Source organism: Bacteroides caecicola (assembly GCF_023337095.1).
GTDB classification, from domain to species: Bacteria; Bacteroidota; Bacteroidia; order Bacteroidales; family Bacteroidaceae; genus Phocaeicola; species Phocaeicola gallinarum.
The window spans coordinates 106,842-120,493 of sequence record NZ_JAMBLM010000005.1 but is presented as its reverse complement, the minus strand read 5'-3'; the positions used below and the strand labels follow the sequence as shown (position 1 = coordinate 120,493).

Sequence of the window (13,652 nt, the reverse complement as noted above, 5' to 3'; positions counted from 1 at the left end):
ATAGTTATGAGAAAAGTTTTATTTACTGTAGCTTTATTCTTTACAGCGTGCGCCGTTTCTGCCCAAGAAAGCGTGGTAAAAGAAGCTAAATCAGCCAAAGGTAATCCGGAAGAGGCTGCTAAAATCATTGAACCCGCATTGGTTGACCCGTCAACAGCTAACGACCCTGAAACTTGGAAATTAGCTGGAGATTTTCAGAAATCTATCTACGACGAAGAAAACATGAAACTATATATACCGGGTGGTCAGGCAGATACTACAAGATTGTATAATAGTTTGGCAAAGATGTTCGAATATTACATGAAATGTGATGAAGTAGAACAAGCTAAAGTGAAAAGCGGCGAGCTGAAGAAACCGAAACTGAGAAAAAAATTGGCTAAAGCCTTGATTGCCGTGCGTCCGCAGCTGACAAATGCCGGTATCGAAGCATTTAACACCAATAACTACGAAAATGCGTTGAAATACTTTGGTTTGTATGTTGATGCACCTCAGGAACCGATTTTTGAAGGAGATGACGAACTTAAAAACGATACACTGGTTCCGTTGTTTGCCAATTATGCAGCTATGGCAGCCAGCTTCGTAAAAGACAATGCCGCTGTTATAAAGTATGGTAATATCGGTAAAAACCACAAAGAAGAAGGTTATCGTTCTTTGATGTTCATGGCTGAAACATACGGAAAAAGTGAAACTCCGGACTCTGTTCAGTGGCTGGCAACTATCAAAGAAGGTGTAGAAAAATTCCCGTCACAGGAATATTTCATCGGTAACTTGATGGACTATTATATCCAGAAAGGTAAAGTTGATGAAGGTTTGGCTCAAATTAATGAAATTATAGCGAACAATCCTTCTCCTTATTTCATGTATGTAAAAGGTGTGCTCCAGTACGAAAAGAAAGACTATGACGGAGCTATTGCTACATTCAATGAAGTGATTGCTAAAAACGGTGATTTCGTAGCTGAATCTTATTCAAAAATAGGTGATTGCTATTTCTTCCAAGGACAATCAATCGAAGAAGAAAACTTGAAAACTTCAATGGATGATCCCAAATATGCGGAAGGAGAAGCTAAAGTAAAAGACTTTTATAGCAAAGCACAACCGTTCTATGAAAAAGCCAGAGAATTGGCTCCGGATAACAAACAACTTTGGGGACAATTCCTTTTGAGAATTTACTGGAAACTCAACAAGGCTGAATACGAAGCATTAGAAAAAGAATTAAATTGATTTTCTAATAAGAAAACAAAAAACTAACAAAGAAGGCCGGAATAGAATGTCTATCTCGGCCTTTCTTTATTAATAATACATAATCAGTATTATGTTTAATTTATAACGGGGTAAATTGAATACTCCCACCCATCCGGGCAAATCAAACAATTAACTATAAAATATAGGCATACAGAATTAAATGAACGGTGTACGAATACTGTCGACAAAATAAAACCGCAAATGCGATAAACTTTACTCGACATCTAAAGTAACATTTATATGGAAAAACATCCTCAACTTTTAGTATATAAAGCATCAGCCGGTTCGGGGAAAACATTTACCCTCGCCGTTCAATACATCAAATTACTCATCGAAGACCCACGGGCATATCGGAAAATACTGGCTGTTACTTTTACCAACAAGGCAACTGCCGAAATGAAAGAACGCATACTAAGCCAACTTTACGGTATTGCTTCCGGAGATAAAGACTCGAACCGCTATCTGAAAGAAATTTTAAAGACCACGCAGAAAAACGAAGCGGAAGTCAGACGGGCGGCAAGCGAGGCGCTGCATAACATCATTCATGATTACAGCCGATTCCGCATCGAAACCATTGACTCGTTTTTCCAGTCGGTCATGAGAAATCTGGCGCGCGAGTTGGAATTAGGAGCAAATCTGACTATTGAACTGAATAACAGCGAGATATTAAGCGATGCGGTAGACGTATTAATCGAAAAACTAACCCCTACCTCACCGGTTCTTTTATGGCTGTTAGAGTATATCGACGAGCGCATAGCCGATGACCGTCGATGGAACGTATCGGGCGAAATCAAGAGTTTCGGAAGGAATATATTCGATGAAAGTTACATTGAGAAAGGAAGCGGCTTAAGAAAAAAATTAAACGATTCTTCTTTTATCCCCACATACCGAAAAAAACTTCAGGATATACGAGAAGAGGCATTGGAAGAAATGAAAGGATTTAACCAGCAGTTCACTGAAGTATTGGAAGCCAACGGATTAAAGCCTGAAGAACTGAAAGGAGGCTCGCGAGGGATAGGAAGTTATTTCAACAAGATAGCCAACGGTAATTTAAGTAGAGAGGTGCGCAATGCTACGGTAGAGAAATGCTTACAGAGTGGAGATGACTGGACTACAAAGACTTCAGCCAAACGAGAGCTGATTCGTACCCTTGCCGCTACCGAGCTGATTCCCCTGCTAAACGCAGCCGAAAAATTCCGTCCGGTAAATAACCTGTTGGTCAATTCATGCGATTTGTCACTTCGTTACCTCAATAATCTACGTCTGCTTACCCACATTGATGATGAAGTCCGTCTGCAAAACCAACTTCATAACCGCTTTTTGTTGTCGGATACCAACGCCCTGCTTCACAATCTGATACGCGAAGGAGACGCTTCTTTTATCTATGAAAAGATTGGTACAACCATCGATATCGTAATGATAGACGAGTTTCAGGACACCTCGCGTATGCAGTGGGAAAATTTCCGCCTGCTACTTGAAGAAAGTCTTTCACAAAAAGAAGGTAGCCTTATCGTAGGCGATATCAAACAAAGCATTTACCGCTGGCGGAACGGTGACTGGAAAATACTCGCCGGATTGGGACACGACCATAGTTTCCGCATCAACGAACAGACACTTGAAACCAACTGGCGCAGCGAAGCTAACATCATCGGCTTTAATAATGAGCTGTTTACCGCTGCGTGCCGCGTGCTTTCCGCACGCTATGAAGAGGAATTGGAAGAACCGTGCGAACAACTGACACAGGCGTACAGTGACGTTTGTCAGAAAACACCCAAGCAGACGGAACGGGGTTACATCAAGATGTCTTTCCTCGGAGATACGCAAGAAGAATCTTATGCTGACGCTACTCTGCGGCAGCTTGCCGAGGAAGTATCGCAACTCGTTGCGCAAGGAGTTCATACGGAAGACATTGCCATCCTTGTACGCAAGAATAAAACCATCCCTGCCATTGCCGATTATTTCGATAAAAACACGCCTTACCGCATCGTGTCCGACGAAGCATTCCGGCTCGATGCCTCGCTTGCCGTCTGCATGATGATAGACGGTTTGCGCTTTCTTACCTCGCCCGATGACCGCATTGCCCAAGCCCGGCTTGCTTCGGCTTTCCAACAGGAAGTGCTGCGTAAAGATATCAGTCTGAACACCATCCTACTGAACGATATATCGGATTACCTTCCTGCCGGATTCATGCTGCAAACAGAAGAACTGCGCTTAATGCCGCTCTACGAACTGCTTGAAAAGCTATTTGTTATGTTCGACATGGAAAAAATAGAAAAACAAGATGCTTACCTCTGCGCTTTCTTCGATGCCGTAACAGAGTATATGCAGAACAATTCGTCGGAGCTGACGGCTTTCATTGCTTTTTGGGACGAAAAACTACACGAAAAGACCATTCCATCGGGCGAAATAGACGGCATCCGTATTCTTTCCATCCATAAGTCGAAAGGATTGGAATACCATACCGTGTTGCTTCCGTTCTGCGACTGGAAGATGGAAAACGAAACCAACAATCATCTTATTTGGTGCTCGGTGGCAGGAACGGGAAAAGAAACAGACATTCCGCCGTTCAACGAACTGGATATCGTTCCGGTAAACTATTCATCGACTATGGCGGATTCGGTGTACTGTAACAGCTATCAGGAAGAACGTCTCCAGTTGTGGATAGATAACCTCAACCTGCTTTACGTGGCATTCACCCGTGCTTGTAAGAATCTGATTATATGGAGCCGTGCCAACCAGCGCGGGACTGTATCTTCTCTACTCTATGAATCTATCACTCAAATGAATACGCTGAAGATGGAAAGGATGTCTGACGGAAATGAGGAAGGTGATACAGGCGAAGAAGTATTTGAATACGGTGAACTTTGTTTATCTGAAAAGACCGAACAATCTGAATCGAGCAACCGCCTGCTTATGCATCCCTCTCCCCTCCCGCTGCAGATAGAAAGTCTCGAAACGAAGATAGAGTTTAAACAATCGAACCGCTCGGCCGACTTTATTCGTGGAGAAGAAGATAATCAGGAGCAATACATCCGTCAGGGACAACTGCTTCACTATGTGTTTGCTTCCATCGAAAAAGAGAGTGACATGCCTCAAGCCTTTGAGCGACTGCGCTTTGAAGGAGTGTTGGAAACGGAAGAACAAGAAATGCAAATCCGTAAGCTGGCTACATGGGCGATGAATCATCCGAAAGTAAAAGACTGGTATAGTGGAGAATGGACGCTGTATAACGAATGTTCCATCATCTATCTCGACGAGGATGGAACCATGCAAACCCGCCGTCCCGACCGCGTGATGATGAAAAACGGCGAGGCAGTTGTGGTTGATTTTAAATTTGGAAATAAAAAAGAGACATATAACGAACAAGTACGCCAGTACATGAACTTGCTTGCTCACATGGGTTATAAGCACATCCGTGGGTATTTATGGTATGTATTTGCTAACGAACTGGAGGAAGTATCATGGAAACATTCTTAAAACAAGTAGCACACGATTTATATGAGAAACTGAATGGCGATTTCACCAAAGTAGCCATCGTATTTCCCAACAAGCGCGCAGGATTATTCTTCAATGAGTATCTGGCACAGGAGTCTCAGCGCCCATTATGGTCGCCTGCCTATATCAGCATCAGCGAATTATTCCGCCGCTCTTCATCGCTGCAAACAGGCGATCCGATAAAATTGGTATGCGACCTTTATAAGATATTCATACAGATAACAGGAAGTAAAGAATCGCTGGACGAGTTTTACTTTTGGGGAGAAATGCTTATCAGCGATTTCGATGATGCCGATAAGAACTTGGCGGACACCGATGCACTTTTCAGTAATCTGAAAGATTTAAATGAACTTACGGATAACTATGATTTCTTAGAGGAAGGACAGAAAGAAGCGCTGAGCCAGTTCTTCCACAATTTTTCTCCCGACCGTATGACCGAGCTGAAGCAACGGTTTACTTCGTTATGGAATGTATTGGGAGATATTTATACACTATACAAAACATTGTTGGAGAGTCAGGGCATCGCTTACGAGGGAATGCTCTACCGCAAGGTTATTGACACGATGGATGTAGCCGACCTCCCGTATGACAAATATGTTTTTGTGGGTTTCAACGTACTGAATAAAGTGGAACACAAGCTGTTTTCCCGCTTAAACGATGCAGGGAAAGCTCTTTTCTATTGGGATTATGACCTGTTTTATCTGGAGAAGAATCCACACGAAGCGGGAGAATTCATACGCCGGAATCTGAAAGATTTCCCTTCGGAACTTCCTTTATCGGCATTCCATAATCTGAACAAACCGAAGGAAGTGACATTCATCGAATCGCCTACCGAGAACGGGCAAATCCGTTACCTTCCCCAATGGATTCGGGAGAATCTTACTGCGGAAGAAAAAGAAACAGCTGTGGTACTCTGCAACGAAGCGATGCTGCAACCCGTGTTACATTCGCTGCCAGAGAACATACGCCATATAAACATCACGATGGGTTTTCCGCTCTCACAAACTCCGGCATACAGTTTTGTCAATGCGCTGACCGAACTTCACACCACAGGCTATAACCCGAACAACGGGCGTTTTCAGTTTAATGAAGTAATCAGCGTATTGAAACATCCTTACACGCGACAACTGTCCGCCATCGCCGAAACGTTGGAAAAGACACTTACCGAAGGAAACCGTTTCTACCCTCTCCCTTCGGAGCTGCAACAAGATGAGGTGCTGGGAAAGATATTCAAGCCTTGCCAAAGTAACCTTGAACTATGCGGTTTGCTTTCCGAAGTCATCAAACAGGTAGCTGTTATCTACCGCAAACAGAGCGCATCTGCCGATGATGCGTTTAATCAGTTGTATCGCGAATCGCTTTTCAAGACCTACACGTTAGTCAACCGCTTCCGGACGCTTACAGAAAGCGGAGAACTGAATGTACGGCAAGATACTTTCAAGCGTTTGCTTACGCGCGTCATGTCTGCGGCAAGCATTCCTTTTCACGGCGAACCTGCCATCGGTTTACAGGTAATGGGCGTTTTGGAAACACGTAACCTCGATTTCCGCCATCTGGTCATGCTGTCGGTCAACGAAGGTCAGCTTCCGAAAACAGGCGGCGACTCTTCTTTCATACCATATAACCTCCGCAAGGCTTTCGGCATGACCACCATCGACCATAAGATTGCCGTTTATGCCTACTATTTCTATCGGTTATTACAGCGTGCAGAACGGGTAACCCTGCTTTATAATACGGCTACAGACGGAATCAACCGGGGAGAGATGTCGCGTTTCATGCTTCAGTTCCTCATTGAATGGGAATATCCGATAGTAAAGAAACAACTGGAAGCAGAACAATCCCCGCAAGGCTCTGCGCCTATCATTGTCGAGAAAACACCGGAAATAATGAAACGGATGCAGAGCCGATTCGATATCCGCGTGAATCCCAAAACCTATCTTTCTCCCTCGGCTCTGAATTGTTACATGGATTGTCCGCTGAAATTCTATTATCAATATGTAGCTTCCCTCTCCACACCCGACGAAGTGAGTGCAGAAATAGATTCTGCTAAATTCGGAAGTATCTTCCACGATGCTGCCGAGCATATTTACAAGGATTTGACCTCACACGGCAGCAAGACTATAAGCCGGGAGGCTATCGAAGCCTTGCTGAAAGACGATGTGCGTCTGCGCAACTATGTCGATAGTGGTTTTAAGAGGTTATTCTTCAACATACCGGAAGATGAACGTGCGCTTTATAACGGCATACAGCTCATCAACTTCGAGGTTATCGTGCGTTACATCCGCCAACTCTTGCAAAACGACCTGCGCTATGCCCCGTTCACATTCGTGGCTTCCGAAGTTCCTGTGAGAGAGCAAATCGAAATCCGTACGCCTAAAGGGATGCTGAAATCCTGCATCGGAGGGACCATAGACCGCATGGACAGCAAAGACAATACGCTGCGCATCGTGGATTATAAAACGGGAGGCGATGCCGATATCCCCGCCAACATAGAATCATTGTTTATACCGGGAAAGAAACGTTCGAACTACGTTTTTCAAACTTTCCTTTATGCTTCCATTGTTTGTCGGAAACTTCGGGAGAAAGGAGACAACAGGCAGGTTGCCCCTTCCCTGCTCTACATCCATCGGGCTGCGTCGGACAGTTATTCTCCTGTTATTCAGATGGGCGAGCCCCGAAAGCCCAAAGAACCGGTTGAAGACTTCAGCCGATACGAGGAGGAGTTCCGCAGCCAGTTGAGTACGCTGCTTGAGACCATCTTCCACCCCGACATTGCTTTTACGCAAACCGAAACAGAAGAAAAGTGTACCTACTGCGATTTTAAAACGCTTTGCAAGAAATAAGCGTTTTAAAATCTCTAAATCCGGAATTATGTTTGTGCTATAATCACCTCAAGCGCGAACGTTATTCCGGATTTCAAACTTTTTGCCATAAGTCAGCATTCGCCAAATCCATTCCAGCAAGCCGAAACGAAAACCGAAGAGCCATAAACGACTGAATAGAATTTGAAAAATGTAAACAAGGAATGCGATTACTTCTGTCTGTATCAATCCCACATTAGCTCCCCAGCCTAAACCGATACCGTAAAATAAAAACATACCAATAACCGACTGTCCGATATAGTTTGTCAGCGCCATCCTTCCCGGTGCAGCCAGACAGCTCCATAACTTTGCTTCTTTTCTTCGGAGATAGAACAGGCAGATGCCACACAAGTAAGCCAGCCCCAACGGATAAACACTGATCGTATAAATCAAAGTATGCATTGCGTTTCCCCACGGATGTCCGTTCATGCTGCTCCATGCATAAAGCAATGACAATGGCAGTCCAATCAGAAAACCCAGTCGGGTTATCGTTTTTAACAAACCAATACGGGTTTCCAGTCCGGTGTACATTCGGTTACGTCCAATATAGAAACCTAAAATGAACAATCCGAAAACCTTACAATAGCGGTTACCGTCCACAAATTCCTGCACACGGACTAATGCACCTTGAACAAGGAATTGAAAAACCTCTTTATAACAGCCCGCATCGCGCAACCAATAGCCAAAATTTTCTTCTGTTATACCATAAAGATTACAGTAATGCCACTGCGCACGAACTGCCGGAGCAGAAAGTCTGATGCCGAAAAATGCTGTCAGCGCATCTATAACAACAGGAATTAAAAGGAAAAAAGCGGAAACCTTTAATAGTCCCCTATCAGATACGTTGCGGAATAACGGGAGCAACATACCCAACAGGGCATATAACATTAAAATATCGCCGCTCCAAATAAACATCAAATGCAGAAAGCCTATGACTGTCAGCACGGCCATCCGTCGATAAAATATCTGAAAACCGTTTGCCCCTTTCCGTGCAGCATTAGCGATGATAATGGAAAAGCCAATACCGAACAGCAGTGAAAACAAAGTATAAAATTTTCCGTCGACAAAGATGTAAAGCAAATAGCGCAATACATGGTCTATGCCCGATGTCGGCATGGCCTTTATCGTTTCACTGCTTTGGAATGTATAAAGTGAAAATTCCGGATAGTTTGCCATGCAAATTCCCAGTATCGCAAATCCCCGTAAGGCATCAAGAATGACATAGCGTTCCGACGATTTTACAGGAGCAATGTTTTCTGTATTCATAAGTCCTTTTTTTTATTCAGTTTTCTTTTTGTTGACTAACATAACGCTACATAATATAACAGCCAGCCCGATTAATTGGATAAATGTAATGTCTTCTCCGCCCAATCCGCCGATAACCACAGCCACCACAGGATTAACATAAGCATGAGTCGCCACCTCGGTAGCCGGACGAACTTTCAATAACCATACGTAAGCAGAATAGGCAAGTAAAGAACCGAATGTCACCAAGTAAATCAATGACAGCCACGCTGCCTGCGATATCGTTTGAAAATCGACCTCTTCCCAGTCGTTCGATAATCCGGAACATAACCAGAACATGATACCGGCTGATAGCATTTGCCATGCCGAACCGGCAAAACCATTTATCCCCTCTACCGCCGATGAACGATATTTGGCATAAAGCGAACCCAACGACCATGATATACATCCGGCTACCAGTATCAAAATACCATATTCACCATGCTGATAAACAGCACTCTCTTTTCCCATCTGCTCAACATAAAGCATACCCACACCTATAAATCCCAACAGCAAGCCAACGACTGTTGTTACGCTGCTGAAGGTTTTCTTCCACATCGGAATGTCAAATACCATAATCCATAGTGCCGTAGAGGAAGCTACGATGGCTACCACACTGCTACTGACATACCGTTGTGCCAGCATAATAACTGCCATATCAATAAAAAGAAGGACAATGCCGCTTATTGCCGAACGCCGGACCAGAGAAAGCCGAAAAACCTGTTCGCCACGGATAAAACAAAGGAAGAGTAACAACACACCCGCCATACTGAACCGTAATGCGCCTAACAAGAAAGTAGGAAATCCGTGCAAGGCTACACCTATAAAATAATAGGTAGAACCCCACACTACATAAATCAAGAAGTAGGCTATCCAAACGGCATATCTTTTGACTGTTTTCATCCTTCTTATATATACCAAACTGTTTGGTTGCAAAAATAACAGTTTGCATCAATAAGACAACTACCTGTATGGCGGAGATAATTACCACAATTACAGTTTTTTTGTACAAAAAAATAGAAGAGCGTTGCTTAGAGTTTCGTTTAAAGCGACAGGCTCTAAAAGAAACAGGGATAACTGCAGCCTAACGCTACAATAATCCCTGTCTCCACAATGCGTTTTCTCTCAAAACGATGTATCAATCAAATCAATCCGGCTATGTATGCTTTCATTGCCGATTCGGATTTCCGAACTTCCTGATATAATTTATACTGAGCCAACGTACGGACATAATTATGCTCTCCATATTGCGTTCGGTAGTATACGTCGCCATTCAGATAATCGGTCAAGAACCTAACCGCTTGCATATAAGGGAAAAGCATCACTGCATACGGTAACATTTCTACTTCGAGCGGAGTAAGAAACGAACCCGCCGAAGCGATGTATCCTTTGGCAAACGATTTAAATATATCAATGTCAAAATGAACCTTGCTTAAATCCGGCTCATCTTCAGGAGCAGTGTTAGCAGCCGAACGCAAGAAATCGCCGAAATCAGAAAAAACAAACGAAGGCATTACGGTGTCCAAGTCGATTACACACAATACCTTGCCGTCGGCATCAAACAGCATGTTGCTTACCTTCGTATCGCAGTGACATACACGTTTCGGAAGTTTACCTTCTCGATAAAGCTGCTCTGCACGACACATCTCATCGGCATCCCGTTCGATATCAGCTATCAAAGAAGCAACTTTCTCTTTCCGCCCCACACTGTCGAGCGAAGCAGCCTCACGCAGTTGGCGGATGCGAAGCTCCATGTTGTGAAAATCGGGAATCGTTTCGCCCAACGGTTCGTCCAAATCTACCAACATCGCCTCAAATTCTCCAAACTTCAGTCCCACCAGATAAGCCATTTCAGGGTTCACCTCTGTCAACGTCCGTGAGTTGCGAATAAACACACATGCCCTCCAGTAACGCTCCCCATCAAAATAATAGGTAGTTCCATTATCTGTCGACAAAAAACGGAGCACTTTCCGGTCAATGTCCGGCTCGTTACGTTCTTCCAACTTCCGACGGATATGGCGGGTTACACATTCAATATTGTGTTGCAGAAGAGCTACATCTTTAAACACATAATGATTTATACACTGAAGCACGTAATCATTCTGCTGAGGCGATGCAGTGCAAACAAGATAAGTCTGGTTTATCAAACCGGAAGTCAAAGGCTTGATTTCTGATATTCCGGTTATTTCAGGAAAATGACAAACAATTTCTTTAAGTTGTGAATCCATAGTCTATTCAATTTATGTTCAATAACATACAAAAGTAACAAAGTTTTCATAGTAACGAAACATTTTACCAAAAAATCTTTGCGTGTTTCTGAAAACTTTATAGTTTTGCCGCCGTTAAAAACTAAACGAACCATGAAAACTACCATGAAGACACTGACAAGCCTTTTAATCTGTTGCTTATTTGCAGCCTCATACGTGAATGCACATACGCTGAACCGCCCCGAAAGTACCAACTATATTAATGGGGTTACAGCTCTGAACGAAGGAAATCCCGAAAAGGCATACGAACTTTTAAACGCAGAAATCAACGAACATCCGCAAAACGGATATGCCCATTGTTATATGGCTCTTATCTGTAATTATTATGGCGATATGAAAATGGCGCTGGACGCTGTAAACAATGCGTTGGAGTTACTCCCCCAAGACGATAACGAGTACCGTTCGTTTGCCTATTATACCCGTGGAACAATGTTGCTCAATTTAAAAGAGTGGGATTTGGCAGCTACCGACCTGACTGAGGCAATCCGTCTGAATCCGGAAGATACTGAAAACTATAAGGCACGTGCCGAAGCCTATCTGAATAACGGAAACTACGAGGCTTCATTCGAGGACGTTACCACGGCTCTCAAATTAGACAGCAAGGCGGATGTGAACGACTTGGTTCTCCAACTTTTGGCAGCAGCTCCGTCTGCCGAACTTGTCAACCGCATCGCTTCTGCTTACACCCTGATAAAATAAAGTTGCAATTTACACTTTCTTGTGGTCCGGACAGGCGGCTCACAAGGGTAAAAAACATGCGGAAGCCCTGACTGACGCATATTGATATTTTAGTAAAACATGCGTATATATCAAACAAAATATACGCATGTTTTTTATTCCTTGTAACATCTCCTTGTTTCTAAAGACTTGATTTATTACTTTTGTACTCCGAACGAGAAAATTACTAACATTTATCAAGACAAAAAAGAATGAATCAAGCAAAAGGACATCCCAAAGGGCTCTATCTGTTATTTGTAACAGAAATGTGGGAACGTTTCAGTTACTACGGTATGCGTGCGCTGTTCATGCTCTACATGGTACAGGCGTTGCTGTTCGACAAAGAAACAGCCTCACAAGTTTACGGAAGTTATACAGGATTAGTGTATCTGACTCCGCTTATCGGTGGTTACATAGCCGACCGATACTGGGGAAACAGGCGTTCTATCGTGGTGGGTGCACTGACGATGGCAATCGGACAGTTTCTACTGTTTCTCAGTGCCTGCTATTTCCATGAGGTATCGCTTGCCAAATGGCTGATGTTCTGCGGATTAGGAATGCTGATATTGGGTAACGGTTTTTTCAAACCGAACATCTCCACGATGGTAGGAAGGCTGTATGCGGCAGACGATACGCGCAAGGATTCTGCTTTTACCATCTTCTATATGGGCGTAAACGTAGGGTCTACCCTTGCTCCGCTTATCTGCGGGTTGGTGGGAAACACCGGACATCCGGAAGATTTTAAATGGGGATTTTTGGCAGCATGTATCGGCATGTTGCTGGGTGCGAGTGTTTTTTCAGTGTTTAAAAACAAATATATCTGCGACCCGGACGGAAATCCCGTAGGCGCGGTTCCTACCCAGACGAAACGCGACGCCGATGATACCGCTCCACGTACTGCGACATCGAAACGTACATGCGGTATGGTGATAGGCACTCTCCTGCTGACCCTTTTGTTCTCAATAGATTGGAGCGCAACAAACGGCAATTATTTTCACAATGCCGACTGGATAGGTTCGCTTATCTACGCCACTGCCATAACCGTTCCGCTGCTGATTATCACCGATAAATCGCTGACACGCATTGAGCAGGCACGTATCGGGGTAATCTATATCATCGCCTTTTTCGTCATATTCTTTTGGGCTGCTTACGAGCAGGCTGGAGCATCGCTGACTTTCTTTGCCGATGAGCAGACCGATCGTCATATTGGAGGATGGGAGATGCCGGCAGCTTATTTCCAATCGTTTAATCCGATTATGATTGTTACCCTTGCCCCACTGTTTGCTGCCATCTGGTCGTTTTTAGGAAAGCGAGGAATCGAACCTTCTTCACCGCGCAAACAGGCTATCGGCTTGTTTCTGTTGGCTTTAGGTTACTTGTTCATCGCTTTTGGCGTGAAAGACGTTGAACCGGGCGTAAAAGTAAGCATGGTCTGGCTTACGGGATTGTATCTGATTCACACGATGGGTGAACTCTGCCTCGCTCCCATCGGGCTTTCTTTAGTTTACAAGCTCTCTCCCGTACGGTTTTCTTCGCTGCTGATGGGTGTATGGTATCTCAGCACCTCGGCAGCCAACAAATTTGCCGGGATGCTGAGCGGATATTATCCCGAAAACGGAATCAGTAAAAACTTTTTAGGCTATCAGGTTGAAAATCTTTTCGATTTCTTCATGCTCTTTGTGTTTATGAGCGGCACGGCTGCCGTCATACTTTTTGTATTCTCCGGAAAACTGCAAAAGATGATGAAAGGAACGGAATAACTTTTCTTTCCATTCCCTTTCCCTCC

8 protein-coding genes are annotated in these 13,652 nt (G+C 44.0%); 5 read left to right on the top strand and 3 right to left on the bottom strand.

The features are described 5' to 3' along the window. Positions 1 to 6 precede the first annotated feature (6 nt). From M3085_RS06545 to M3085_RS06535, 3 genes are all read left to right on the top strand, one after another. Positions 7 to 1,221, top strand: coding sequence for a tetratricopeptide repeat protein (locus tag M3085_RS06545; RefSeq protein WP_191709476.1), 1,215 nt, complete (start codon positions 7 to 9; stop codon positions 1,219 to 1,221). 261 nt (positions 1,222 to 1,482) lie between these two features. After that, positions 1,483 to 4,719, top strand: a complete 3,237-nt coding sequence (locus tag M3085_RS06540; protein ID WP_249052561.1) for a UvrD-helicase domain-containing protein — start codon at positions 1,483 to 1,485, stop codon at positions 4,717 to 4,719. Beyond that, positions 4,704 to 7,580, top strand: coding sequence for a PD-(D/E)XK nuclease family protein (locus tag M3085_RS06535; protein WP_249052560.1), 2,877 nt, complete (start codon positions 4,704 to 4,706; stop codon positions 7,578 to 7,580). Before M3085_RS06540 ends, M3085_RS06535 begins: the two co-directional genes overlap by 16 nt. Positions 7,581 to 7,628: 48 nt before the next feature. Here M3085_RS06535 and M3085_RS06530 read toward each other — a convergent pair whose 3' ends face one another. From M3085_RS06530 to M3085_RS06520, 3 genes are all read right to left on the bottom strand, one after another. After that, positions 7,629 to 8,864, bottom strand: coding sequence for a DUF418 domain-containing protein (locus M3085_RS06530; RefSeq protein WP_249052559.1), 1,236 nt, complete (start codon positions 8,862 to 8,864; stop codon positions 7,629 to 7,631). A 12-nt stretch (positions 8,865 to 8,876) separates the two neighbouring features. Continuing rightward, the gene (locus tag M3085_RS06525; RefSeq protein ID WP_191709480.1) at positions 8,877 to 9,785 is read right to left on the bottom strand and encodes an EamA family transporter; all 909 of its coding nucleotides are present in this window, start codon (positions 9,783 to 9,785) and stop codon (positions 8,877 to 8,879) included. 239 nt (positions 9,786 to 10,024) lie between these two features. Beyond that, positions 10,025 to 11,110, bottom strand: a complete 1,086-nt coding sequence (locus M3085_RS06520; RefSeq protein WP_204499972.1) for a phosphotransferase enzyme family protein — start codon at positions 11,108 to 11,110, stop codon at positions 10,025 to 10,027. Between the two features lie 132 nt (positions 11,111 to 11,242). Between M3085_RS06520 and M3085_RS06515 the strand changes: the two genes are divergently transcribed. Both M3085_RS06515 and M3085_RS06510 read left to right on the top strand, forming a co-directional pair. Continuing rightward, a complete protein-coding gene (locus M3085_RS06515; protein WP_239466518.1) occupies positions 11,243 to 11,848 on the top strand; it encodes a tetratricopeptide repeat protein in 606 nt (201 codons plus the stop codon). Between the two features lie 230 nt (positions 11,849 to 12,078). Continuing rightward, a complete protein-coding gene (locus M3085_RS06510; protein ID WP_191709482.1) occupies positions 12,079 to 13,626 on the top strand; it encodes a peptide MFS transporter in 1,548 nt (515 codons plus the stop codon). The last annotated feature ends 26 nt before the right edge of the window (positions 13,627 to 13,652 follow it).